We start from the raw sequence: 25678 nt of genomic DNA, 5'->3' as shown, positions 1-25678 counted from the left end.
TCGCGCGAACTTATCGCGCCTGGATTGCCGCGATTTCGGCCTCAAGTGCGTCGAGGAATTCCGGCCCACCCTCGGTAGAGCTTTTCCAGGCTTCGATCACGGCGGCAGACTTTTCGCGAAGAACCTCAATGTCCTGATCGGACAAATCCACGATCTCGTGCCCTTCAAGCGCGGCTGTCTGCTCTCGCGCTTCACTTGCGACCCGATCCCAGAATGCTCCGAATTGCCGACTGAACTCTCGCCCACCCGCTTGTTCTAGCGCAGCCTGAGCGGTCGGCGACAAGCTCTCAAATTTTTCCTCGGTCATGAACACCATGGCAACGGCCGAGCCGAAGGGGCCTTCGACGTGATGGCTGGTCACTTCCGCAAGGCGGAATGGCTGGAAGGCCGTCCAGATCATGACCGTGCCATCCACGGTCCCGCGATCGATTGCCTGATATTGATCGGAAACATTGAGCGATATCGGGGCGGCGCCAAGTTCCTGGATAAGGCTAGTCAAAGCCTGTCCCGATCCGGCAAGCCGGAGGCCAGCGACATCATCGAGCACGCCAACGTCAGCATTGGTATGAATTGTGGTCGATGGGAACGCAGTGATCCCGAGCACCTTGAGGCCCTCGAAATCGGCGTCCAGCGCCCCGCTCTCCACCAGATTCCAAAGCGCCTCAGAACCGGTCTCGGCGTCGGGAATGATGAAGGGCAATTCAACCGCGGACAGGAGCGGGAACGACTTCGGCAACTGAGGCACCGGGCTGAATGCGATCTGGATGACGTCCGATTGCAGCCGGTCGTAGACATTGCCGGCATTGGCCATCTGGCCGCCGGTGCGCAACTGAACGTCCAGTTCTCCGCCGGCCGCCTGGTTCACCGCCTCAACGAACTGAGGCATGATTTCGACATTGAGATGAGCTTGCGGAGGCGACGGCGACACGAAATTCATTGTTTCCTGCGCGATGGCGCCGGCGGCACATGAAATACTCGCCATCGCAACAGCAAGGGGCAACATTCGATTGCATATAGTGGACATGGGTTCCTCCTCCTTGACCGAGACCGATCGGGAATGCCGGGAGAAGTCGGTCCTGATGCCGGTTTGGGTCAGCCCCCCGCGCATCTCTTCTGCTCTGGTTCCTCCCGAAGCAGGCAATTGGTACTGCCCCGTGATGAATTTACAAAATTTCTTCTTTCAATCTTTTGTATCGATTCCATCAATGCCATGAGCCTGTTCCTGCTCCAAAAGCAAACGCCGCAACCCCAAGGACGGCGGTGGGCGTAATGGCTCTAGATGTCCAAGATTGCTACGGGGCGGCACCATCCGGCCGACCCCCGTTCGACCTTTACGGGAAAGCACATCACTTCAAAGCCCTTGCCCGGTAACTGGTCCAGGTTACCGAGCTTTTCCATGTGGCAATAGATCGTCTCCGCCCCCGCCTTGTGCCCCTCCCAGAAGAGATTCCAGGCCCCGGTCTCGCGGATTTTCTTCATCTGGCTCATGAGAGGTGCGTCCCAACTCCAGGCATCGGTTCCGCAAACCTTGACGCCGCGTTCGGTGAGAAACAGCGTCGCCTCGCGTCCCATGCCGCAACCCGCGGAGACGTAATCATCCTGGCCATAGCGCGACCCGGCCCGGGTGTTGACCAGGACGATGTCGCCGGGCTCAAGGTCGTGACCGATCCGCGCCAGTTCCGCCTCGACTTCAGCCACCGATACGACGTGGCCGTCGGGCAAATGGCGGAAATCGAGCTTAACTCCCGGGCCCATGCACCATTCGAGTGGCACCTGGTCAATGGTCATCGCGGGCTCGCCATTGTTCATTGTCGGGTGGTAGTGCCAGGGCGCGTCCATATGCGTGCCGTTGTGCGTCGTCACCTGAAGGCGCTCGACGGCCGCGCCCTTCCCTTCCCTTTGTTTATCCACCGGCATGCCGAACATCGCCTCGAAATCCCGCGCTCCGGCGTCATGGTCGACATACTCGATGCCGGGCCCAAGACCGGGCGGGTCAGATCTGACCTTATCGGTGAGCGCTACCGACAAATCTATGATTTTACGTGACATTCCGAATGTTCCTTATTGTGGCGCGAGGGCGAGCGCTGGTGCGTGCTTTCAACGGTTTTTCAATCTGCGATCAGTGTGCCGCCATCGACGACAATCACCTGCCCGTTCGTGAATGCGCCGCCGGGAGAGGCAAGCCATAAGGCCGTCGCGGCAACTTCGTCGGGGCGCCCCACACGCCGCAGCGGAGTGGCCGCCAGCCGCCGCTCCATGAATGCCGCATCGGACATCAAACCCCGCGCAAAGGGCGTTTCGATAAGTCCGGGCGCTATCGCGTTGGCGCGGATGTTGCCCGGTCCATGTTCGACGGCCAGATTGCGGGCCAATTGGGTCAGGGCCGCCTTGGTCATTCCGTAGGCGCCAATGACGCGGTTTCCGCGCAGGGCAGCGATCGAAGCCATGAAAATCATCGCCCCGCCGCCGGAGGCGCGCATGCCCGGTGCGACGGCGGCGGCCAACCAGTAGGCCGCGTTGACATTGACCCTGAACAGATCGTCGATTTCGTCTTGCGCGGCAGAACCGGTTGCGCCCACCGGACCTTCGATGCCGGCGTTGGATACCAAGATATCGATGGGTCCGCCGAGGACCCTGCTTGCCTCTTCTACAAGGGTCTCGGAGGCTTCGCGCGTGCCAAGGCGAAGGCAGAGCGCATGAAGGTTACCCTTTGCCTGCAGGGTGTTGCGGGCCGTCACACACTCGTCCTCACGGTCCGACGACACGACCACATCGGCTCCTGCGGCAAGATAGGCCCGCGCTATCGCCATCCCTATGCCCGAAGTTCCGCCGGTGACCAGCGCACGGCGTCCGACAAGGCCAAACAGATCGCTCAGTTTCATGCCTTGATGACCTTTTGATCGATGGCTCCAAAAATCGGGGTGCCGTCGGGCAAGGCGCACTGCATGCGCACGTTGTCACCGAACGCCATAAAGCCGGTGCGGGGCTCGCCGTCATCAAGCATTTCGATGCCGCGGCGTTCGGCGATGCAGGACGAGCCGACTTCACGGTAGTTCTCATTGGAAACCGTCCCCGACCCGATTATGGTGCCGGCCACAAGGTCGCGGGTCCGAGCCGCATGGGCGACAAGTTCGTGAAACCCGAAGCCCATGTCATATCCGCCAGCCGCGCCAAAGGGTTTGCCGTTCCAGGTGACGTGGAGGGGCAGATCAACGCGGTGATCGCGCCAGGCGGCACCCAGTTCGTCGGGCGTGACCGCCACGGGCGCCATCGAACAGGCCGGCTTGGCCTGCACCCAGCCGAATCCCGTTTTCATTTCGATCGGCGCAATTTTGCGCAGAGACCAATCGTTGACTTGAACGAGCAAGCGGATATGGCGCGATGCAGCCTGGGCGTCGGTTCCCATCGGCACTGCGTCGCAAACGATGCCGAACTCGCCTTCGAAATCTATGCCGTCCTCTTCGGACGGTAGCGGCACATCCGCGTGGGGTGGCAGAAACCGGTCCGACAGTCCCTGATACATAAGGGGGCGTGTCTTATCGCCACCTGCCGAGATGCCAAAGACCTTGTCCATGAGCTTGCCGTGGCTTTCGTAGGCCGAGCCATCGAGCCACTGCCAAGCGCGCGGCAAGGGTGCAAGGCACTGTGCCGGATCGAAGGGGACACCGCCCCCCGCATTGAGAGCCTGATATTGCCGGTCCACGCGCGGCGCAAGCTCATCCCAGGCTTCCATGAGAAGCTGCATGGTATCGGCGTCATTGGCCCTTGCGCATCGGGTATGATCCCTGCTGACGACATAGAGCTGTCCATCCGGTGTTCCATTGGGCAGGGTGGCAAGTTTCATGAGGCGTCTCCATTGGTCATGGCATCCCGAACAAGGGAATCGACATCGACGTCACGCGTGAATCCGGCGGCGTCCGCAGCCGGCGTCCGGAGGCCGGGAAAGGAACCGAACATCTCAACCGCCCGGGCCTCGGGCGAGAAATGGACATGAGAGCGACTCGTTGGAAAGGACCGCGCGAGCGCATCGGCCAAGGCTCCAAATGTGAGCGATAGCGCCGGAAGCGTCAGCACGCGCTCCGGCCCGAGATCGGGCACCAGAGCCGCATGGGCGAAATTGCCGGCGACATTGCGGATCGAGGCCAGCCAGGTTCGGCTGTCGCGCGCGACGGGCAGCACAATATCTTGCCCACGGCGCACAGACCAGAAGAGGCGCGAGAGAAACGCCGACTTGAGCCCCGCATCAAGGCCGTCGCGCGCGACGACACCGGAAGGACGCAAGGCTATGGCATCCAATCGACCCGTGCCGGCTGCGTGCCGCACCGCAACTTCGATCATGGCCTTGTGGGCTCCGTACGTCATGACCGGGCGCGGCTCCACCCCGTCAGTCACCGGGTCGGGGAGTGCATTGCCCAGCGCCGCGATCGATGAGGCGAAAACGAACCGCTTGTCGCTCCCCTTTCGCGCCAATTGCTCCATCATCGCGAGAGAACAATCGACATTGATGCGACGGGCGGCTTCGGGAGCGGCCTCGGCGCTGCCGCCCAGAACCGAAGCGAGATGAACAACGACGTCGACATCGGCAACGACCGCTTCGATCATATCCGGATCGGACAACTCGCCGATCACCGCCGTGACCCTTTCGTGCCGGGGCGCGGACCATTCCAGACGATCGAAGGCATTCACATGATCTATTCGCGGATCGGAAAGGAGGCGATCGACAAGACTGCGACCGACAAAGCCTCCCGCGCCGGTAATGGCGACCCTCATGGTGCCAAGACGCGTGCCCTGAGCGCCGCGTCATGGGCTTCCTGCGCCGTCGCCAGCTTTTGATCGAACTGACCGTCAATCAAAATAAATGCCATGCGGCACACCGTGTTCGAGCGGTTGGCCCAGGCGTGAATGGTTCCGCGCTGGACCACCACGTCGCCGGGTCCGAGCACCACCTCCTCATCGTCGAGCAGCAGTACAATCTCGCCTGAAAGAACGATCCCATAGTCAATGCTCTCGGTCCGGTGCATCAGGGGATGGCGGCCGGGGAGCGTGTGGTCGGCATTTTCCGCGAGACCAACGGCGCCAAACAGGGCCTCGGCCTGCGACCTGTCGAAATCCGGCCCGTTCTGCCCCTCGGGCGGTATATCTACGATCCTGACGATTGTGCCGTTTGCGGGCGGAGCGGTATCGCGATGACTATCCGTCGGCTCGGTTTCATCGAACGCTACAGGAGCCGGCATCTCGCGGGTATTCCATATCTCGTGGAATGCCAAACCAGGCTGTTGTGGCGGCCTGGTCACGTGCGGCAGCTTTCCGTCGGAGAGAACTGTTGCACGCCCGGTCTGGTCGTGACCGGTCACGATGCGGCGAATTTCAGGAAGCAAAGACAGGGTCATGCGATCTAGCTGGGACGAAATGCCAGCCCCTCCTTTTCGAGTTGCGCCTGCAGGCGGGCCTCATGTGCGAGCGCGCGGCGGACCGCGGGGCGTTTCTCCATCCGGGACGCATGTCCGGCCCATTCGGGAAATTCTTCTCCGGGAAAACCGGCCCCGGTGATGCGGAACCAGACCCAATAGATATAGGCGTCGACGATCGACCAGTTGGCGCCATACCACCAGCGCCCGGAGGCGACGCGCTCCTCAACCACTGCTGCGAATGGCTTCATCGCCGCGATAGCCCGCTCGCGGACCGATGCCGCCGCGGCCGCGCCATCGACCATGAAATCGGGCATACGGATGCGTGTGACCGTCGGATGAAGCGTCGATGCGCAAAAACTCAAATCGGCGAGCACCCTGGCATTGGACAGCGGGTCGCCATAAACGGGCAGCAGTTCGGCGTCAGGGAAACGCTGGGCGAGAAAGCGGGCGATGGCGATGTTTTCTGTCAGCGGCTCACCCCCAACGAGCAGTGTCGGCACCTTGCCCTTGGGGTTAAGCTTCAAGAACCCGTCGGACCGGTGCTCGCCGCTCATGAAGCGCACGAGCCGGATTTCATAGTCTGCTCCCGCTTCCTCCAGCGCGATGCACGGGACACGGGCGCAGGTGCCGGGGGCGGCGTAAAGCACGAGTTCGGTCACCGTATCCCCCTCAACTGAGCCGGCCGCCGAGCGTTTCGGCGAACCAGTCGGCGATGTAGGAACGACCGAAGCTCATGTTGTCGGCTCCCACATGTTCGACTCCGCCCTCACGATCGGTGAAGATCTTGAGCTCGCGGCGCGGTGAGTTGGTTAGCTGGTCGTAGCTTTGGCGCGCGTAATCGACGCTGATCTGGCGGTCCTTTTCGCCGTGGGTGACAAGAAACGGCACCTTGATCCTGTCCATGACGCCATTGAGATGCATCCCCTGGGCCTTCTGGAAAAAATCATCCTGATCTTCCGCGCCAAACACCCATTGGACATGGCTCCAATAGTGAGGCACCGGATTCTCACCTTCGCGCCGCAGTCGCTTGTGCTGCACCTCGATCCAGTTGTGGTTGGCGCCCCAAACGGCACCGGCGGCAAAACGCGGCTCGAAAGCGCAAACGCGCGGCGCGTAATAGCCACCCAGGGAAATGCCGGTAATGCCTATGCGCTGGGCATTGATGTCCTCACGCGCCGCCAGCCATTCATAGACCGGGGTGCCCCACTCCTCTGAATTGGAGATCGCGGGCAAACCCTGTTTGCGCAGCGTCTCGCCGGTCCCGGGCTGATCGACACAGAGCGTTGAAATGCCTCGTGCGGCGAGCGCCTGGGGCAACCGCGACCAGTAGAGAAGCTCCTTGCAGCTATCGAGACCATTGAGATAGACGACCGCCGGCGCCGGCCCTTCCACGCCCTCGGCGCGGGTAAGCAGCACCGGGATGATCTTGTCGCCATAAGGAATTTCGAAGCGCTCGACATTGTCTCTTGCAAATTCGACCCCACGCGCGAATGCATCGAGCCCCTTGTCATAAGTCACCATCCGTCCCGGATGACCGTGACCTTGCATACGTTCGGCGGTAAGATAATAGAGGGCAGCACGCTGGAGCTTGGCGCCCGCGGACAGCAGCCGCCCTTTGGCCTCGTCTTCGGCGGCCAGGTCGACCAACTTGTCGGCAACCTTCATCCACTCCTGCATGAAATCGGCTGTACCTGCATCCTCGCCCGCTTCCGACCTGGCCAGAAGCGGCTGGCACATGTCCATGATCTCCCCAAGCTCGGCCCCGCTCGCCATGGCAATGGAAACCGAAAGGTTCCAGACATAGTTGGGGAAATAGTCGAACATGGCCATGAGTTGGCGCTCCTTTCCGGAAAATCTAGCGAATGCGTGGCGCGACGGCTGTGTCAGATGGGCTGGGCCATCAAGGCTATGCTTTGGCCGTTGATGGCTCCTGCATCAACGCCTTGGCGCATACCCATCTGCCCCTCGCCGATAGCGATGGAATTCTCAGATATGAATTTGACGCGTGCGAAACGGCGATTGCGATACGCCCGGAATGCTTCCTGAGGATCGCCAGCGACGGACAGCTCTTCGGCCAAAACCAATCCGTCCTCGATGGCCATCCCCGCTCCCTGGGCAAGATGGGGCGTTGAAGCGTGGACAGCATCGCCCAGGAGAACCACGCGCCCCTTGTGCCAATCACCATCGAGGAACACCACCTCCAGCGGACGTCCCACGACGCCGGCATCGTCGGTAATGCCGGCGGCCAGTTCCACGATCTGGGGCGCTGCCCCCCTTGTTCGCTCACGCATGGCGGCGGCGGAGCCGTCGCGTGCCAGCTTGAAACCCGGCTCTTCGCGGCTGAGGATGAACATATACATCTCATCCTTGCCCAAGGGCACAAGACCACCATTGGCCGGCCCGAAAAACAGCTCTATGCCCTTGAGGGTATCGGGCTGGGGCAAGTTGTATCGCCAAACCCACTGCCCGGTGTAGCGCGGCGCGGGCGCATCTTTCATGATCTGGGTGCGGGTATGGGAAAAGACGCCATCGGCTCCAATCACAATGTCATAGCGCCCGCTGGTGCCATCGGAGAAGGCGACATCGACGCCCGCTCCGTCGTCGGACAGCGAGTCAATCGTTATACCCAGCCGGACGCCAACACCCAGTTCCTGGGCACGGTCGGCCAGCACCGCCTGCAGATCGGTGCGACGAATTCCGGCGTTGGAAGGATAATCAGCTCCAGCCAGCCGGGGCGTTTCGAAATGCGCGATCTGCTGACCGGCGGGATTGAACATCGTGGTGGTATCGAACCCGAAGGCCCTTTCAAGGTACGCATCGAGCAGATCGAGGGAGGCCATGGCCCGTACCACATTGAACTGCTGGATTATGCCAACGCCATAAACCGTCCAGCTCGGGTCCTTTTCAATGATCTCGACCGGATACCCCTTGCGTCTGAGCGCGATGGCCGCCGTCAGCCCCCCAATGCCGCCGCCCGCAATCAGAATCGAGTTCAATTTCATCAGACACCTCCCTTGTGCGCGCAGACTCTAGGTCAGAGGCCTGACATTTGGGAAATGGAAAGATGTGATCGAGTATATTGATGCAATCAATATCAATCCAGTCGCGCTGCCGCCCGTCGGAAAAGGTCGAGCAGCCATCCCAATCCGGGATCGCGGGATCGATAACTGTGCCACTGCATGTTCTGATGCAGCGGTTCGAGGGTGATGGGCAACTCCTTTTGCACGAGCGGCAGATGGGCAACAGCCTGATCGGCGAGGCGTTTGTGCACCGTGGCGATTCTGTCGGTCCCCACGATCAGTTGCGGCAGAGCGGAAAACGAAAAGGTGGTAACCTCCACGCGCCGCTCTATGCCGCGCTCCGCCAGAATGAGGCTCTCGACCGAGTTGGCCTCATTGGGAGGAACCATCACCGCGTGCGCGGCCCGCCAGCCAAAGCACCGCCGGCCCAGACCACGCATACATACCGATCGCTGTATATCTGCTCGGCGGGATGTTCGGGCGAGCAAAATTGCTCGGGCGCAACGAGGACATCGACCTCACCTCTCTCGAGGAGAGAATAAGGGTGAGCGGTCTGGGGCTGCAGCCTGAACCGCACCCCGGGCGCCTCGTTCCGGGCTAGGGCCAGAACCTCGGGAATGAACACCGATTGGGTATAGTCGGACAACAGAATCGTGAACTCGCGGTTGGACTCGCGGGGGTGGAAATCGGGTGCTGTCTCGATGGTTGCCTCGAGCCGCACAAGAATGTCACGCACCGGCCCGCGCATGGCCTCGGCCCGAGGTGTCAACTCCATCCGTCGCCCGACCTGGACGAGCAGTGGGTCATCAAAATAAGTGCGCAGCCGGGTCAGCGCATTGCTCATCGCCGACTGGCTCATATGCATCTTGTCGGCAGCGATCGAAACAGAGCGATCGGCGAGCATGTGGTCGAGCGCCACCAAAAGGTTGAGATCGAGTTTTTTGAACCTCATCGGGTCTCCTCAGCATTCCTCCCGCCTGGCGCGGGCCAGCGCGCAGGCCAGATATATTGAATGCATCAATACATCGCATCAAGACTTACCATTTCTGTGATGCGATGGTCACGCGTATTGTGACGTCACAATTGGAAAAACGCGTGCCGACCGCACTCGGCCCCCGCCCTGAAGCAAGGATCAAAAGTATGCGAATAATCGGACCCGACGAATTGGTCTTCGGCGTTGACGATGTGGCGGCCTGCCGGGAGTTTCTCGTTGACTACGGCCTTATGGAAAAAGCGTTCTCGGACGAAGGGGGACGGTTCGAAGCGCTCGATGGATCGGCCTTTACCATCCGCAAGCGCGACGATGCGAGCCTGCCGGCCCCTCTTCCCACGGCCAATATGCTTCGCCAGACCATATGGGGCGTTGAAGATCAGGCTACGCTCGATGCGATCGAAGCCGAATTGAGCAAGGATCGTGCGGTGGAAAAACTCGCCGATGGCACGCTCACCACACGCGACGACGCCAATTTCGAGATTGCCTTCCGCATCACCCGGCGCGTTGCGCTCGATCTGCCAGCCGAACTTATCAATTCTCCAGGCGCCAAGCCCGGCCGGGCGCCCAATGTCATCGGCGCCAATGATGAGGTCGAAGCCAGGCCGAGGACGCTGAGCCATGTTGTCTATTTCGTTCCCGACATGGACAAGATGGCCAATTTTTATGTCGAACGGCTCGGTTTCGTCGTCACCGACAAATTCACCAATACCGGGCCGTTCCTGCGCCCGCAGGCCAACAATGATCACCACGTGTTGTTCATGATCCAGACCCCCGAATACATGCAGGGTCTCGAACACGTCGCCTTTCACATGCAAGGCCCCACCGAGTTGATGCTGGCCGGCTCGCGCATGGTCCAAAAGGGCTACCAATCGTTCTGGGGTCCGGGTCGCCACAAGTTCGGATCGAACTGGTTCTGGTATTTCAACTCACCGCTCGGCACCCACATCGAATACGACGCGGACATGGATCTGCACGACGGCGACTGGGTCGAGCGCGAGACACCCATGACAAAAGACGCCGCCCAGATGTTTCTGTTCGAAAATGTCGAGAAATGGGTTCCTGGAGGTCCGCCGCCGAAAAAATGATGGCAACAGAAGACCTTACACAGGCGGTCGAACTGACCGAGCCGCTCTGCCACCTCAGCGAACTTGTCGATGGACGCTCACGCGGGTTCGACCCGCTCGGCGAGGGCCGCGACACCATGTTTGTCGTGCGACAGGGAGAACGGCTCTATGGCTATCGCAATCACTGCCCGCATTACGATCAGGCCCGCATGAACTGGAAAAAGGACGAATTCCTGAACGGCGCCCGTGACCGCATCATGTGTTTTGCCCACGGCGCCCTGTTCGACATTGCGAGCGGAGAGTGTGAAATCGGCCCCTGCCTGGGTCAGCGATTGACCTCTGTCAAGCTCACGGTTCGGGACGGGCAGGTTTGGATCTCGGGGCCCTATGTGCCTGGCCGGCCGCGACGCTCCTCCTGAAATCCGTGACGCCCGACCAGCACGCCGATGCAGCGGGGTTTGTCGCGCATGGCTACGATGCGGGCGTAAAGTGCATTCCGATCTCGAACCGCTTTTTCGCTCCTACGGAAGCCGGTTGCAGGGCAGAGTCGCGTCTGAGTTCGGCTCGCGTCCGGCGTTCATGGGTTGCCGGCTCGAGACAGACGAGGTTGATGCCGGGCGTTGAGTTGCGCAAGGTCTGGAATACGGGGAGCTGATCAGCATCGAAGGTGACCGAGAACTGTGCACCGGTCCGTGGGGAGCTCAACGAGGTGGTTACGCGACCGTTCCCGGCAGCACGGGTTAAAACGCCATCCTGCGCCAGACACTCTCCGGTCAGATCGGCTCCATCGAGAACCAAATGACTCTCGGGCTCAGCAAGCGGATAGCCGAGATTGATGTGATACATCGCCATCAAAGGTTGAGGCTTAATCAGCACGGTCACCTCGTCCACCAGTGTCAGACTCTGTCCGCCAAGCGGGACGTCAATGGTCCGGCAGAGCCGCATGCCGCCGCGATCGAGCGCGAATTGAGTGCATTCGGCGACGACGCGAAAGACGCAGTTCTCCTCCTCCCAGACCGGCCCCGCCGCGACTATGGTCGAGGCTTGATGCATCATTGAGCCATGCTGGGGGAACTGTGTTCCTCCCTCCTCTTCGGGCTGGCGAATGTGGTCGAAACCGCACGTACTCATAAGTCCCGATAGCGGTTGATTGCCGCGGAGGCGTGAAGGGTCCGGCGTACCGATCGGTCCGATCCAGCCAAAGGGTGTGCCGTTGCACCATACCTGGCCGATATCGCACGTGCGGTCGGGCAGAAGCTCAATGCCTAGCCCGCCCCCGCTCTCGATACGGATGACCCTCTGTCCGCTGCCAGGACCATTGTCCTCACGAAACTGACGGATTCCCGCCAGCCGCGTAATATCGGGACAAAGTGCATCTATTTCGTCGCGACTGAACTGACGCCCGAACAGGTCGATCATGCCGGAGCCCGAGTGGAGGCCAGCAGGTTCCTTCCGGTTTCGGCATCAAACACATGCCAAGAGCCTTCAATGGGCTTGATCCCGATGGGTTCGCCAACTCGTGGCGGCGCGGCCCGGCGTCCAGTCTCATCATTGCCCGATAGCCTGGCCGCTATGGTTTTGCCGCCTGCTTCGCCGAAGACATAGATGTCGTGCCCCAGCCATTCGATCGCACTCACCTCGATGCTCATAGAGCCCGGGGTCTGGGCCGGACATATGGCAAAATGCTCAGGACGCACTCCGACCGTCACGTTGGCGTTCGCTTTGACCGCCTCGCCAAGCCTTGTGCGCAGATCCGGCTCCGCCGGCAGTGCCATACTGTGCTCGCCTTCCAGAAGGAGGTCGGAGCCGGACTCCCTGAGGACACCGGGAAACAACCCCATTTCGGGAGTCCCCATGAAACCGGCAACGAAAGTGTTGGCCGGATTGAGGTAGAGATCCTGGGGCGTGCCCAATTGTTGAAGCGTTCCGTCCTTCAAGAGCGCAATGCGGTCGGCCATTGTCATCGCTTCGACCTGATCGTGGGTCACGAATATCGAGGTCGCGCCAAGCCGATCGTGCAATTTGCGGATCTCGAGCCGCGTCTGGGCGCGCAGTTTGGCATCCAGGTTTGAAAGCGGTTCGTCGAACAGGAAAAGTTTGGGATTGCGGACGATACACCGCCCCATGGCCACGCGCTGGCGCTGGCCGCCCGAGAGCTGTCCGGGCTTGCGCTTCTCAAGACCAGCCAGATCGAGCAGCACGATGGCTTCCTCTACGCGCTGGGCAATGGCGGCAGGATCCTCTTTGCGCATGCGCAACGCAAAGGACATGTTCTGTTCCACCGTCATATGAGGATAGAGAGCATAAGTCTGGAAAACCATTGCCAGATCGCGTGCCGAGGGGTCGGTTCTGGTGATATCGTCTCCGTCGACGACGATGTTCCCGCCGGTTGTCTCCTCGAGCCCCGCGATCATGCGCAATAGCGTCGACTTTCCACTTCCGGAGGGCCCGACCAGGACGAGGAACTCGCCCGGCTCGATGGTGAGATCGATCCCCGGGATAACCTCGGTGGCGCCATAGTTCTTTTTGACATTTTGCAGTTCGAGTTTGGCCATGAGGTTACCTTACTTTACAGCGCCGGCGAGCAGCCCGCGCACGACAAAGCGCTGGCCAAAGAGGATGAAAACGAGCGCCGGGATCATTGACAGAACAGAGGCCGCTGCCATTTCGCCATAGCGGATCTGATGCTCCTGAGCGAAAGTGGCGATGGCGACCGGGGCGGTCATCGTGTCACGGTTGGAAAGATTGAGCGCAATGGCGAAATCGCTCCATGAATTGATGAAGGTGAGTGCACCCGCCGCCGCCATGCCGCCCATCGATAGCGGGATGACCAGATGGATGAAGACCTGTCGGTAATTGCAACCGTCCAGGCGTGCCGCCTGCACCAGCTCTTTCGGAATATTGAGCAGGAATCCCATCATGAGGAAAATGGCCAGTGGCAGATTATTGACCGTGTGAGTCAAAATGATCGCCAGATAGCTGCCATGCAGCCCCATCTGCGAAAACATCACGTACCACGATCCCACGAAGGTCAGGGTGGGAAGCATATGGAAAATCAACGCCCATCCGAGGATTCCAAATGTAAACCAGCGGGGCGCCGAAAGCCTGACGACCGTAAACGCGCTGACGGTCGCGATGGCGAGCACGAGCGCTGTCGAGATCACGGCGACAAGGCCGCTGTTGAACAGGTTCCAGAGAAAGTCCGATTGCCGGGAGGCTATGATGTTCACATAGTTCGACGTCGTTACGGGGGCGACGGTCGTGCCCATCAAGATGTCGATCTGTCGCTTGAACGAGTTCGACAAAATCCAGGCCATGGGGCCTAGAATGATGAGAGCGTAGCCCCACGCGACGAGATTGCCGCCGATGTTGCCGGCACTGAAAGCTCTCGATTTCATTGGTCCGCTCCTGCCCTTTTGCGTCGAACCACCACTTGCGCAACGATGATGAGAAACGCCACCACGAACAGGGTGAGCAACGACATTGCCGAACCCATGCCGACGCGGTCCTGACCGAAAAACACTCTGTAGATCGAGAAGTTTATGACTTCGGTCGCGGTCCCCGGTCCCCCGGCGGTGAGCAGAAACACTTCGTCAAAGACCTTGAACGAGAGGATGATGCGGAAAGCGAGCGTGACCAGAATTGTGGGGAGCATGAGAGGAATGATGACGTGGCGCAGCTCCTGCCAGCGGTTGACGACATCCAGACGCGCGGCTTCAAGCACCTCTTCGTCCAATGCCTCAAGCCCGGCCAGCAGCAACAGGAACACGAATGGCGTCCAGTGCCACACGTCAACGATGATCACCGACATCAATGCAAAACGGGGATCGCCCAGCCAATCGACGGGCCCAAGTCCAATCACCGCAAGCATGCCGTTGATAACGCCAAAATCACGCCCCATCATCAGGCGCCACATGGCCCCGATCACGATTGGGGGAATGACTATCGGCAGCAGGAAGATCGCCGTGAGCAGGCCACGTCCGACACCGGAGGCGCGCCTGACGGCCAGTGCCATCGAGAACCCCAAGATCATCTGGGCGGACACCGCGCAAACGGCAAAGACCACTGTGTTTCGCACCCCGGCCCAATAGACCTGTTCGCCACGGAACAAATCATTGAAATTGGCAAAGCCTATGAACTCGGACACCGGACGACCATCGGACCATGTCACGCTCGAAAGGCTGAGCCAGACGAGGTTGAATACGGGCCAGATCGACAGGGCTGCAAGAATAAGGGTTGCAGGGATCAAAGAGCCGTAGAGCCATCGCCGGTTTGCATTTGTGGCCCGTCGCGCCGCCACCGAAACCGGACGGTTTGAAGAAAGCGTGGTCATTGCTGCTCCGCACGTTGGGGTTTGCCCGGAGCGAAAAGCTCCGGGCAACTGCTCGGGTTAAAGTTCGCCCGGGGGCGTCACATCGTATCCCGCGTCGACAAGCGCCTGGTGCGCCTCCGCAGCCGCAGCATTGAGCGCTTCGCGTGGGCTGACATCACCGATGACGGCAAGATTGAGATGGAGCGAAATAATGTCCTTGAGCAAGGTCCCTTCGACGAGCGGCATGTTCATCTGCGCGTTTTTTGCGTTTGCGGAGAATGCCTCGATGAACTCGAAAGCAGGGTCCTCATCGAGTTCGCTGCCGGTCAGATCATCGCGGATCGGCACGCCTCCCGACTGAACGTAATAGATCTGCATTTCGCGTTCGATGAACCATGCAAGGAAATCGAGCGCCGCCTGCTGGTTGGCCTCCGGAACGTTGCGCGGAATGGCCGCCATCCAATGTCCTGCTGCCGAAGAGCGCAAACCATCCGGTCCGGCGGGTATTAACGCGGTGCCAATCTGTCCGGCCACGGCCGAACTGTCGGGGTTGTTGAGATCGGCAACGGCAGCCACCACTGCAATCGCCTGTGCGCCGCGGCCGGTGGCCATCATCTGGATCAGTTCGGCCTGCGCGATGGATCCCGGATTTGGCGGGCCGGCTTCCGCACCCAGAGCGATGTAGGTTTCGAGTGCGGCCAGACCTTCCTCGCTGTTGAAGGCGATAGAGTAATCGCCGCCCGCCGCATCGGCGAAAAATGTCGCTCCATGGCTGAAAAGGTAGGGCGTGAAGTTATAAAGAATGGAATCACGCGCGGCGCGAGGAACGAAACCGTAGCGTTCCGGCGGGTTGTGAAGGGCCAGGCTGTTGGCCATCAATTCTTCCCAGGTGTCGGGAACCTCGAGACCAAGCTCTTCGTAAAGATCCTTGCGATAATAGAGAACCTGGACGTTGCCGTTTGTCGGCACGCCGAGCAGATCGCCGCCTTCCGGATCGAAGCTGTCGGTATCTTCACCCCAATAAGCGGAGCCACCAAATCCAAGGACACCCTCGGGGAGCGCAAACTCTGGATCGATTTCCGTTAGCGGCGTCAGAAAGCCACCCGCATAGATTTCCGCCATGCCGGCCGAGTTGAGATTGACGATATCATATTGCCCGCTATCGGCGCGCAGCGAGTTCCGCGTTTTCTCGAGCATGCCGGCAAACGGCGTTACATCGAGTTCCATGCGCACACCGGTCTCATCCTCATAGCGGTCGACCATGGCGATGAAGGCATTCAACCAGGGCGACTGGTTGATCAGTATGCGCAGCGTATCTGCCTGTTGTGACAGGGCCGGGCTGGAAACGCCCATCCCCAGAGCCAATACCGAGCACGCGATTTGATAGCGCGCCCGAACCAGGGGCCTCACAAAATTATCCAAACGCATTTCACCTCTCCTCCTCTTCAAGCGGCCGGCATGATGCCGACCTTTTCGACTACTGAGCCAAACCCGCCCACGCCATGAAGTCGTCCGTGGCACCGTATTCGGCCAATTGCACGCACATGTTGGTGCGCAGCCGCTCCATGACCGCATCGTCATCGATCGGATCGAGCTGTCCGGGATCGGCATCGTTGTCGTAAAGCGCCGATGCAAAGCTGGAAAACAGAGCGCGGTAAGCTCCGGGCGGGCGGCGGGCCGTGGTCAGCGCCGGCAAAGACAAGACCGGCATGCCTTTGGAAAACGGCAGTGCCGACAAAAGCTTTGCCCCCCTAAATTCCTCCGCATCGAAAAATCCCTTGAGGTGTGTCGGCATCAAAGTGTGCTCGCGCAACTGCGGGTCATCAAGGTCGGGTGGATAGTGGAAATAGGTGTGCCGCCCATCGGTGATCCCTATTGGGCCGCCGAACATGCCGAACATAACGCAGCGGCCGGGTTGCGGATCCTCGATTGCAGCAAAGATCGATCGACTCCGAACATCGGCAGGAACGGGTTTGCCAAAATAATCGAGAATGCTGGGCATCAGATCGGGCGTCTGGGTCAGAGCGCTGCATCGCGTTCCTGCCCTCTGCGGCATGCGGGGATCATGGACGATCAACGGCACATGGGAAATCTCATCGTAATAGGGCGTCACGTTCTTGCCCCACCAGTCGTGCTCCGAAAGAAGAAATCCGTGGTCGGTCGTCACGATCAGCGCCGTGTCATCCCAAAGCGCATGCTCATCAAAATAGTCGAGCAGCTTGCCGAAATACTCATCGCACATGGCCACAAGCGCCGCGTAATTTGCGCGGATTTCCGCGATTTCAGCGTCGGTTTCCGCAACCGGAGCGTATTTGGGCCAGTCGAGAATCGGTCCGTCGTAGCCCGAACCGAATTGTTGCTTGAATCTCTCCGGCGCATGGAAAGGCTCGTGGGGGTCAAAACACTCGATCTGCAACATCCAATCGTCGGCACCGCGATTGGTATCGAGAAACTCGAAGGCCCGATCAAAGCATTGCGGGCCGGGAAAGTCGGCCTCCGATCGGACAAACTCCCGATTGACCTGATGTTGTCGGCGATTGGCCTGCTCGGGCCCGTTGTAATGCCTGGAGGAATACTCACGGGCAAATTTATCGACAGGCGGCTCGACCATGGCTTTCCATGGATCGTATTCCTGACCACGCACCATATCCCAACTGGAATATCTGTTGTGATAGGTCGCTCCGCCATCTTCAAAGTAATGGAAGTGGTCTGTAACCAGATGCGTATAAACACCTGATTTTTTTAAAATTTCAGGCATCGAGTCATCGAATGGCTCAAGAGGACCCCAGGAGCGATGCATGAAGTTGAGCCTGCCGGTGTGCAGGTCTCGACGCGCAGGCATGCAGGGCAGACTACCAACGTAGTGGTTGTCGAACGTGATCGCGCGATTGGCCAGGCGATCGAAATTGGGCGTCGGAACGGCCGTTCCGCCATAGCAGCCCATTGCCTCGCGGTTGAGCGAGTCGAACAGTACGAAAACCAAGCGCATGCCATCCTCCCATACACAGGCTATACAAGCGGGGCGCAATGGACTAATAGCGTTGGCCGGCGATGCGATAACCGGAGGATATCGCTGTGACCATGCACCATATTTGGCGGCTGCAGCATTTTTTGGCGATCGCGGAGCATGGCAGCTACCACGCTGCTGCGAGAAGCCTGAACATAAGCCAACCGGCTCTAACCAAGTCGATCCTGCAACTCGAAGCCGAATTCGGCACGGCCCTGTTCCTGCGTATGCCCAGGGGTGTGAGGCTGACGGACGCCGGCGAGGTGCTTCACGTACATGCGCGCTCCATCGAGGCGAGTTGGAACGCCTCGCTTGTCGAACTCGAGGCCAGTGGCAATGGCGGCTTTGGCCAATTGCGCATCGGCGCCGGCCCCGTCTATTCGGCTGTGTATTTCCCGAGTATTCTCGCCGACCTGCGGCGGCGATTTCCGCGACTGACCATTTCGGTATCCACCGGGGTCGGCTCTGACCTCCTCCCACAGCTCAAATCCGGCGATCTGCGCGCCTATGCAGGAGGAATTTCGGATGAGACGGCACCGCTCGGTCGGGATTTTGTAACGGAAATATTATACGAACAGGAAAACTCCGTCTTTGCCTCGGCAGATCATCCTCTCTTTGAGAAAGACACGCATGAACTCGATGATTTGCCAAAATTCCCCTGGCTGAGCCTGTTCAGTGGGCAATTGGCCAATGCCAAGATCGACAATTACTTCCATCGTCACGGCTTGCCACCGCCGCACCTTGCCCTCGCCTCCCACTCATTGCAGATCGCTCGTAAAATGATTGTGGAGCACCAATTTCTTGCCTGCATGCCTGTGCCGCTGGCCAAAAGCTTCGACGATGCCCTGAGGGAAATCATCCTTCCTGATTTTCGCTGGAGCATTACGACGGGCATAACCTATCATCGGTCCGCCGCGACATTCGCACCCATCGTCGCGCTGATCCGGGGCCTCAAATCAACGGTTGGACCGGACGCGCAATAACTTCAAAACTTGCGGACGAACCTGGCGAACGCGAGCGAAAAGGTCTCCAGGACTGGCCTTTTACACGGTTCGCCCGGAGGCAGCAGCCTCGCCCAGACGGACCAGATAGCTGACGCCGACGGGGATGATTTCATCGTTGAAATCATAGGTATCGGTGTGCAGGCCGCTAGTTGGGCCGTTGCCAATAAAGACATAGGCGCCCGGGCGGCGTTCGAGCATGAACGCGAAATCTTCGCCGCCCATCATCGGCGCGAGATCGGGGTTGACGTTTTCCGGGCCCACGATGTTCTGGGCAATTTTGCAGGCAAACCGGGTTTGGTCGGCATCGTTGACCGTTACCGGGTAACCGCGGCGAAAATCGAGCTTTGCCGAAGCGCCAAAGGCGCTGGCGATGTGCGTAATTACGGCATTCATCCGGGCCTCGACCGTGTCGCGCGTCTCGGGGGCAAGCGTGCGAACCGTTCCCGACAGCCGCGCGGTACCGGGGATGACGTTATAGGCGCTTCCAGATTCCATACGGGTTGTGGAAATTACAGCCGAAGCGAGCGGATCGATATTGCGCGCGACGATCGACTGAAGCGCCGTAATCATATGACCGGCAACGAGCACGGGATCGACGGCCTCATGGGGCCAGGCGGCGTGCCCACCCCTGGCGGTGATCTCAATATCGAATTCGTCGGCCGAAGCCATGATGGCGCCCGGGCAGGTTGCAAAACTGCCTTCGGGCAAGCCGGGCAGATTGTGCATGCCATAGACGGCTTCGATGCCGAACCGCTCGAACAGCCCGTCTTCGGCCATGGCCAATCCGCCCGCTCCGCCCTCTTCGGCGGGTTGGAAGATCACCATGATCGTACCGTCGAAATTCCGGGTCAGGGCCAGATGTCGGGCCGCCCCCAAGAGCATGGCGCTGTGGCCATCATGGCCGCAGGCATGCATCAGCCCCGGTGTCGTGCTGGCATGAGACAAGCCTGTCGCCTCATTGATCGGCAGCGCATCCATATCGGCCCTTAGACCGATGGATCGGCCGGGAGCGCGCCCGCGGATAACGCCAACCACTCCTGTCCGGCCAATGCCGGTAACGACTTCGTCGACGCCGAAGCTTTCAAGAAGCTGCGCAATTTTGCCTGCCGTGCGATCCACGTCGTAGAGCAATTCGGGATGAGCATGAAAATCGCGGCGCCAGGCGACGATGTCATCATGCATTTCGGTGATGGAATTGATGATCGGCATAGCTGGACCTTCAGAGGATATCGTCGCGGATGCAGGCCTTGAGGTGGCCGGGCGCAACCTCACGCAGTTCCGGGCGGATTTGCGCGCATTCGGGAAGCGCGTAACGGCAGCGTGTTCTCATCACGCACCCCGAAGGCGGATTGATGGGGCTCGGGATGTCTCCCTCCAAAACGATCCGGTTGCCCTGCCTGTCCGGGTCCGGTGCCGGAGCCGCCGACAGCAGCGCTTCGGTATAGGGATGCTTGGGAGATGCGTAGAGCCGGTCGCGCGGGGCGATCTCCATGATGCGCCCCAGATACATGACGATCACCCGGTCGCAAAAATGTTCAACCACGGCCAGATCGTGAGCGATGAAAAGAATTGTGAGACCGAGTTGATCCTTCAGGTCCTGCAAGAGGTTGAGCACCTGAGCTTGAACCGACACGTCAAGAGCCGAAACCGGTTCGTCAGCCACGATAAAGCCCGGCGCAACAGCCAACGCCCTGGCGATACCGATGCGCTGGCGCTGACCACCGGAAAATTCGTGCGGAAACCGCTGGGCGGCGTCGGTGGGAAGGCCGACGAGGTCGAGCAGCCGCGCCACCTCGGCCATGCGCTCTCTGCGGGTACCGATGCCATGGATTTCCATGCCCTCCGCGATCAGTTCACCCACCTTCCGACGTGGGTTGAGACTGGCGAAAGGGTCCTGAAACACCATCTGGATCTTGCGCCGGAACGCCATCATTTCGCGCCCGGGAAGCCCGGCAATGTCGGTGCCTTCGTAAACGATCGCGCCCTCGGTAGGGTCGGTCAGCCGCATTATGGTGCGCCCGATCGTTGTCTTGCCCGACCCCGACTCCCCAACGAGCCCGACGACTTCGCCGCGGGCTATGGTAAAGCTCACATCGTCGACGGCGTGAACCTGGCGCTTCTCGCGCGAAAAAGGCCGGCCCTTGACCGGAAAGCGTTTGGAGAGATGGCTGACGGCCAGCAGGGGCGTATTCGCATTCATTGAGTGACCTCCTGCCAACGGATACATCGCGCGCCGTGATCGGCGCCCACGTCAAACAAGGGCGGCGGCACCTCGCGACAGGCATCAATGGCCAGCGGGCAGCGCGGCGCGAACCGGCAGCCTTTCGGCAAATCCAGGGGATCGGGTGGTGTGCCGCCGATCGTCTCGAGCTTGCGCGATGTGGACCTCACACCCGGATTGGGAATGGATTTGAGCAGGCCCACCGTATAGGGGTGGCGGGGGGTGGAAAATATCGTGCGCACCGGTCCTTCCTCGACCACCTGGCCCGCATACATCACCGCCACGCGATCGGCGATTTCCGCCACAACGCCGAGATTGTGGGTGATGAACAATACCGACATGCCGATCTCTTTCTGGAGGCGGCGGATGAGATCGAGAATCTGGGCCTGAATGGTCACATCGAGCGCCGTCGTCGGCTCGTCGGCGATCAACAGAGAGGGCCGGCACGATAGCGCAATGGCGATCATCACTCTTTGGCGCATGCCTCCCGAGAGCTGATGGGGGAAATCGTCGACCCGGCTCTCGGGTGCTGGAATGCCCACCAGCCGCAGCATTTCGATGGCCTTCTCTCGAGCTTCCCTCTTCGACAATTTCTGGTGAAGCCTAATGGCCTCCATGATCTGCGCTCCGATCGACCAGACCGGGTCGAGACTGGTCATGGGTTCCTGAAAGATCATCGCGACGTCGTTGCCGCGGACCGCGCGCATGGCCTTTTCATCGAGAGCCCGGATATCGATACCCGGCGTGCCGGGTTTGTTGAGCCGGATCGTCCCTCCGTCGATGCTGCCGCCACCGCGTCCGACGAGGCGCATGATGGACAGCGATGTCACCGATTTTCCGGAACCGGATTCCCCGACGACACCGAGGGTTTTGCCGGCGGGAATAGCAAACGACACGTCGTCGACACTGCGCACGGTTCCTCTTGGGGTCGCAAACGAGGTTTTGAGGCCCTCCACCTCAAGCAGCGGCATTGCAGCGGGATTGGTCATGGCCTCAACTCCTGCGCACGCGCGGATCGACATAGCCGTAGAGAATGTCGACCAGCAGATTGACGCCGATATAGATGATGGCGCTGAGCATGATGAATGCCTGCACCACCGCATAGTCCTGGCGCAGGATGCCATCGATCACCAGCGTGCCGATGCCGGGCCAGACGAAAATCCGCTCGACAAGCACGCTGCCCCCCAAAAGCTGGGCGAGGATAAGCCCGCCGGCCGTTAGCGTGGGGAGGAAGGCATTGGGCAGGATGTGCTGGAAATGGGTCGAGATCGGCGCCACCCCCTTGGCGTGCAGGACGGTGACGAAGGGTTCACTGACGACGTCGAGCAGGTTGGCCCGCAAAAGGCGCACCAGATACCCCAGTGGCCCGAGCGCCAGCGCCAGAGCTGGAAGTGCCAGATGATGGAATGCCGTCGAAAATCCGGTCAGATTGCCCGCCAGAAGATAGTCGAACGTATAAAATCCGGTGCGGATATCGGCGGGTGCCGGGCCACGCCCCACGGGCCCGGGAAACCAGCCCAGTTGTTCGAAAAACACCATCAGGAACAACAGTGCCAACCAGAATGGGGGAATTCCGACACTGATAAAGGAAAAGAGCCGCAACAGCCCATCGAGCCATTTCGATTTGAGAAAGCTCACCAGAACAGTAAGAAGCACCGCGCCGACAAAGGCAAAAGCGAAAGCATAAAGCGCGAGTTCGGCGCTGGCAGGCAGGCGCTGGACAATCTGGGACAGAACCGGCTGGCCGGCACTGTAGGAAAAACCCCAATCGCCCGAGAAGAACGAAACGACATAATCGAAATACTGCACGACAAGGGGTTTATTGAGACCGAGTTGGGTCGTGATGGCAGCTATCACTTCGTCATTGGCGAAGGGGCCGGCGATCAGGCGGGCCGGGTTGGTTGGCACGGCACGCAGAACGACGAAGGCCAGTATCGAAGCCCCGAAGACGGTAATGAGGGCGGACCCGATACGTCCAAGAAGAAAGTTTATCATCTGGCCGCTCCTAGATTGACAGTCGCGCGCCCGACTTGGGGTCGTAAATGTCACGCAGCCTGTCGGCAATCAGATTGGCCGATACCGCGAGCATGAAGATACCCAGGCCGGGGAAAAAGCCGAGCCACCATTGCCCGGTCAGTGCGAAGGCGAGCCCTTCGGTGATCATGGTCCCCCATTCGGGGACCGGAGGCTGAATACCAAGCCCCACAAAACCGAGGGCAGCGAGTGTCAGGATGGAAAAACTGAAGACCGAGGAGGCCTGGATAAAAATGGTCGACGTCGTCTGGGGCAGGATATGAAGCCGGATCAGGCGCAGGTTCGAAGCGCCAAGAGCCTGAGCGGATTCCACATACATCAGAGTGCGCAACCGCAAGACCTCGCTGCGCAACAACCGGAAATACCAGGGTATGGCGGCCAGGATCACCCCGATAGCGGCCGAAACAACGCCCGGGCCGAGGCCAATGGCAACGGCCATGGCGAGAATGAGCGGTGGAAAAGCCAGGATGGCATCCATGACGCGCGAGATGACCGCATCGAACCATCCGCCCACAAGTCCGGCAAGGAGGCCAAGAGTGCCCCCGATCAGCGTTCCGGCGATTGTGACCCCGATGGCAACACCGATCGAGACCTGCGCGCCCTGGATGAAGCGTGCGAAGACATCGCGCCCGACATCGTCCGTGCCCATCGGGTGCTCCGGGCTCGGGGGCATCAGGGAGTTGAGGATATCGACCCGGAGCGGATCCAGGGGCCATAGCAGGCGGCCGAAGAGTGCGAGGAACACGATGACGCCGAGGATGGTCACTCCAAAGAACAGTTCCCGGTCATGGGCCAGTCGGGCAAGAAATCGTCGCACCAAATCCGTCCTCTCAACAATTGTCGTTCCAGGAGCGCGGAGGGTCCGCCGCGCTCCTGCTGATGGGCTCAGGCGAAAGCGTGAGGATAATGCTTCCGGGCATAAGCCTCGGTCATGTAGCCATCCTCGACATCGCGCTGGACACTTTCGATTGGGCGTTCGGACGGATCACCATAGCCACCGCCCCCGCCGGTCTTCATTTGCAGAATGGAGTCCTTTGGCATGTGGAAGTGCGTCGATTTGGCGATCGAATGCACTTCACCATCCGGCATCTGTGCGTAGCAATTGTTCGGCCGTGCTTCCTTGCCACCCAACAGACCCCAAGGGGCGTTGAGGGACCGTTCGAACACTGTTGTAATCAGGGTATCCTCGGTCATGCGGATATCGAGATTGAGCCCCGGACCGCCGCGCCACTTTCCCGGCCCGACAGAATCGTCGGCCAATGCCAGTTGTTCGACGATCCAGGGGTTGCGCTGCTCCCAAACCTCGGCCGGTGTGAAGCGGGTCGCGGATTCGGCGATGTGAAGCATGATGCCGCCATCACCTCCGTCCCAGGCCCCCTGCCCCGTGGGCAAGGGCGTGCCGTCGGCCCAGGGCTCCCGGTTTTCTTCGCGCAATCCCCAGGCGACCAGCGAACAGATGCAGCCACCCGACTGAGCCGGAACGGCCTTGGGCATGGCATTGGCCACAGCGTTGTAGATCACCTCAATGGACTGCAATCCTGGCCAGCCATAGATGAAGGACGGCGCCGGCGGCAGGGGATCGAACATCGATCCGGGGCGGGTGATGACCTTAAGGGCGCGGAAATGGCCCTCATGGGGCGCCTCGCCATAGCCCGCCAGCATGGTGATGGCGACGCGGCTGGCCGAAATCGTCGTGGGAAGCGGCGAGTTGGTCGGTCCGACCTGCTCGTCGGGCACGCCGGAAAAGTCGAGAACCACGTCCGAACCCTTGACCTCGAGCACGATCTCGAAGGGGATGCGATCCTTGGTGACACCATTATTGTCCATCTCGCCCTTGCCGACATAGCGGCCGTCGGGAATCTTCTCGAAATAGGACCGCACGATGCGTTCACCGTGGTCGAACATATCGTCGACTGCCGCGCGATAGGTTTCAAGCCCGAAGCGCTCGACGACCTCGAGGAGCGATTTGACACCGACCCGACAACCGGTGACCTGCGCGTCGAGATCGCCCCGCACCATTTGGGGAACGCGGGTATTGGCCATGATCATGCGGAAGATATCCTCATTGAGGACACCTTCCCTGTAGATCTTGACCCCCGGGAAAATCACGCCTTCCTGGAAGACGTCCGTCGTATCGGTGCAGTACGGGTCCTTGGCGCCGATATCGAGCCAATGGCCCTTGATCGCGGTATAACCGATCAACTCTTCATCGTTGAAGAACACCGGCATGATGATGACCATGTCCTGAGGGTGCGAGCCAGTGCCGAAGGGCCAGTTGTAGATCAGGGCGTCGCCCGGATTGAGGGTTTCGGGTCCGCCATTGGCCTTGACCGCTTCCTTGATGCAGAAGGACAGCGTGCCCATGAACATCGGAAGCGATGGCGCCTGGGAAAGAAGCCGGATTTCCTTGTCGTAGATGGCCACGGCAAAGTCGAGGACTTCGTAGATAATCGGCGAGAACGAGGTGCGGATCAGCGCCCGCTTCATCTGATTTGCCGCGGAATTGAGCGCGTGACGGATCACTTCGGTGGTGATCGGATCGGCCCTGGTTTCGGTCATCCGGCCGAACTTGCCCGCATTGTGGACGACTGGTTCGTGTCTCTTTGCCATA

Annotated in this window: 26 protein-coding genes; 3 read left to right on the top strand and 23 right to left on the bottom strand. The window is 60.1% G+C overall.

All coding sequences use genetic code 11. From position 1 onward, the window contains the following. Positions 1-10: 10 nt before the first annotated feature. The 11 genes from KKY_RS05925 to KKY_RS20810 form a co-directional block, all read right to left on the bottom strand. A complete protein-coding gene (locus KKY_RS05925) occupies positions 11-928 on the bottom strand; it encodes a TRAP transporter substrate-binding protein (RefSeq protein ID WP_158308053.1) in 918 nt (305 codons plus the stop codon). A 347-nt stretch (positions 929-1275) separates the two neighbouring features. Next, complete coding sequence (locus KKY_RS05920; protein ID WP_014130407.1) at positions 1276-2049, bottom strand: cyclase family protein; 774 nt, start codon at positions 2047-2049, stop codon at positions 1276-1278. Positions 2050-2108: 59 nt separating this feature from the next. Next, entirely contained in the window at positions 2109-2882 is a 774-nt protein-coding gene (locus KKY_RS05915; protein WP_014130406.1) for an SDR family NAD(P)-dependent oxidoreductase, read from the bottom strand. Beyond that, complete coding sequence (locus KKY_RS05910; protein WP_014130405.1) at positions 2879-3844, bottom strand: fumarylacetoacetate hydrolase family protein; 966 nt, start codon at positions 3842-3844, stop codon at positions 2879-2881. Before KKY_RS05910 ends, KKY_RS05915 begins: the two co-directional genes overlap by 4 nt. Then, on the bottom strand, positions 3841-4770 hold the full coding sequence (locus KKY_RS05905) for an NAD-dependent epimerase/dehydratase family protein (RefSeq protein ID WP_014130404.1): 930 nt from the start codon (positions 4768-4770) through the stop codon (positions 3841-3843). Before KKY_RS05905 ends, KKY_RS05910 begins: the two co-directional genes overlap by 4 nt. Beyond that, positions 4767-5354: a cupin domain-containing protein gene (locus tag KKY_RS05900; protein WP_244404052.1), complete on the bottom strand. Its 588-nt coding sequence runs from the start codon at positions 5352-5354 to the stop codon at positions 4767-4769. Before KKY_RS05900 ends, KKY_RS05905 begins: the two co-directional genes overlap by 4 nt. A 41-nt stretch (positions 5355-5395) precedes the next feature. Next, complete coding sequence (locus tag KKY_RS05895) at positions 5396-6070, bottom strand: glutathione S-transferase family protein (protein ID WP_014130402.1); 675 nt, start codon at positions 6068-6070, stop codon at positions 5396-5398. Between the two features lie 10 nt (positions 6071-6080). Further along, entirely contained in the window at positions 6081-7235 is a 1155-nt protein-coding gene (locus tag KKY_RS05890) for an alpha/beta hydrolase family protein (protein WP_202945652.1), read from the bottom strand. A 59-nt stretch (positions 7236-7294) separates the two neighbouring features. Then, a complete protein-coding gene (locus KKY_RS05885) occupies positions 7295-8413 on the bottom strand; it encodes an FAD-dependent monooxygenase (protein WP_014130400.1) in 1119 nt (372 codons plus the stop codon). Positions 8414-8505: 92 nt separating this feature from the next. Then, positions 8506-8820, bottom strand: coding sequence for a type 2 periplasmic-binding domain-containing protein (locus KKY_RS20815; protein ID WP_244404051.1), 315 nt, complete (start codon positions 8818-8820; stop codon positions 8506-8508). Further along, positions 8820-9383 carry a LysR family transcriptional regulator gene (locus KKY_RS20810; RefSeq protein WP_244404050.1) on the bottom strand — a complete coding sequence of 188 codons (564 nt, stop codon included), beginning with the start codon at positions 9381-9383 and terminating at the stop codon, positions 8820-8822. Before KKY_RS20810 ends, KKY_RS20815 begins: the two co-directional genes overlap by 1 nt. 188 nt (positions 9384-9571) lie before the next feature. On the opposite strand from KKY_RS20810, the gene KKY_RS05875 reads away from it, so the two are divergent. Both KKY_RS05875 and KKY_RS05870 read left to right on the top strand, forming a co-directional pair. Then, positions 9572-10510: a VOC family protein gene (locus KKY_RS05875; protein ID WP_014130399.1), complete on the top strand. Its 939-nt coding sequence runs from the start codon at positions 9572-9574 to the stop codon at positions 10508-10510. After that, positions 10507-10908, top strand: a complete 402-nt coding sequence (locus KKY_RS05870; protein ID WP_014130398.1) for a Rieske (2Fe-2S) protein — start codon at positions 10507-10509, stop codon at positions 10906-10908. Before KKY_RS05875 ends, KKY_RS05870 begins: the two co-directional genes overlap by 4 nt. Before the next feature lie 52 nt (positions 10909-10960). Here the strand turns inward: KKY_RS05870 and KKY_RS05865 are convergent, their stop codons facing one another. From KKY_RS05865 to KKY_RS05840, 6 genes are read right to left on the bottom strand one after another with little or no spacing between them, the layout of a single operon-like run. Next, positions 10961-11908 carry a DUF4432 family protein gene (locus KKY_RS05865; protein WP_014130397.1) on the bottom strand — a complete coding sequence of 316 codons (948 nt, stop codon included), beginning with the start codon at positions 11906-11908 and terminating at the stop codon, positions 10961-10963. After that, entirely contained in the window at positions 11905-13044 is a 1140-nt protein-coding gene (locus KKY_RS05860) for an ABC transporter ATP-binding protein (RefSeq protein WP_014130396.1), read from the bottom strand. The genes KKY_RS05865 and KKY_RS05860 overlap by 4 nt, the downstream gene beginning before the upstream one ends. 9 nt (positions 13045-13053) lie before the next feature. Beyond that, positions 13054-13887: a carbohydrate ABC transporter permease gene (locus KKY_RS05855; protein ID WP_014130395.1), complete on the bottom strand. Its 834-nt coding sequence runs from the start codon at positions 13885-13887 to the stop codon at positions 13054-13056. Beyond that, complete coding sequence (locus KKY_RS05850; RefSeq protein WP_014130394.1) at positions 13884-14822, bottom strand: carbohydrate ABC transporter permease; 939 nt, start codon at positions 14820-14822, stop codon at positions 13884-13886. The genes KKY_RS05855 and KKY_RS05850 overlap by 4 nt, the downstream gene beginning before the upstream one ends. Before the next feature lie 57 nt (positions 14823-14879). Then, complete coding sequence (locus tag KKY_RS05845) at positions 14880-16229, bottom strand: ABC transporter substrate-binding protein (protein ID WP_244404049.1); 1350 nt, start codon at positions 16227-16229, stop codon at positions 14880-14882. Between the two features lie 49 nt (positions 16230-16278). Then, entirely contained in the window at positions 16279-17790 is a 1512-nt protein-coding gene (locus tag KKY_RS05840) for a sulfatase (RefSeq protein ID WP_041528611.1), read from the bottom strand. A gap of 92 nt (positions 17791-17882) precedes the next feature. Between KKY_RS05840 and KKY_RS05835 the strand changes: the two genes are divergently transcribed. Continuing rightward, a complete protein-coding gene (locus tag KKY_RS05835; protein ID WP_041528610.1) occupies positions 17883-18791 on the top strand; it encodes a LysR family transcriptional regulator in 909 nt (302 codons plus the stop codon). A 60-nt stretch (positions 18792-18851) separates the two neighbouring features. On the opposite strand, the gene KKY_RS05830 is transcribed toward KKY_RS05835, so the two are convergent. From KKY_RS05830 to KKY_RS05805, 6 genes are all read right to left on the bottom strand, one after another. Next, positions 18852-20021, bottom strand: coding sequence for a M20 aminoacylase family protein (locus KKY_RS05830; RefSeq protein ID WP_014130390.1), 1170 nt, complete (start codon positions 20019-20021; stop codon positions 18852-18854). 10 nt (positions 20022-20031) lie between these two features. Further along, positions 20032-21012, bottom strand: coding sequence for an ABC transporter ATP-binding protein (locus KKY_RS05825; RefSeq protein ID WP_014130389.1), 981 nt, complete (start codon positions 21010-21012; stop codon positions 20032-20034). Continuing rightward, a complete protein-coding gene (locus KKY_RS05820) occupies positions 21009-22022 on the bottom strand; it encodes an ABC transporter ATP-binding protein (protein ID WP_014130388.1) in 1014 nt (337 codons plus the stop codon). Before KKY_RS05820 ends, KKY_RS05825 begins: the two co-directional genes overlap by 4 nt. 4 nt (positions 22023-22026) lie before the next feature. Next, the gene (locus KKY_RS05815; RefSeq protein ID WP_014130387.1) at positions 22027-23028 is read right to left on the bottom strand and encodes an ABC transporter permease; all 1002 of its coding nucleotides are present in this window, start codon (positions 23026-23028) and stop codon (positions 22027-22029) included. Between the two features lie 10 nt (positions 23029-23038). Further along, positions 23039-23884 (bottom strand): ABC transporter permease, encoded by an 846-nt coding sequence (locus KKY_RS05810; RefSeq protein WP_014130386.1) that lies wholly within the window; start codon positions 23882-23884, stop codon positions 23039-23041. Positions 23885-23952: 68 nt separating this feature from the next. After that, positions 23953-25677 (bottom strand): hydantoinase B/oxoprolinase family protein, encoded by a 1725-nt coding sequence (locus KKY_RS05805; protein WP_014130385.1) that lies wholly within the window; start codon positions 25675-25677, stop codon positions 23953-23955. Position 25678 lies beyond the last annotated feature (1 nt).

The sequence above is a fragment of the Pelagibacterium halotolerans B2 genome (assembly GCF_000230555.1).
Taxonomy (GTDB): Bacteria; Pseudomonadota; Alphaproteobacteria; order Rhizobiales; family Devosiaceae; genus Pelagibacterium; species Pelagibacterium halotolerans.
This window is presented reverse-complemented; position numbering and strand designations above follow the sequence as displayed.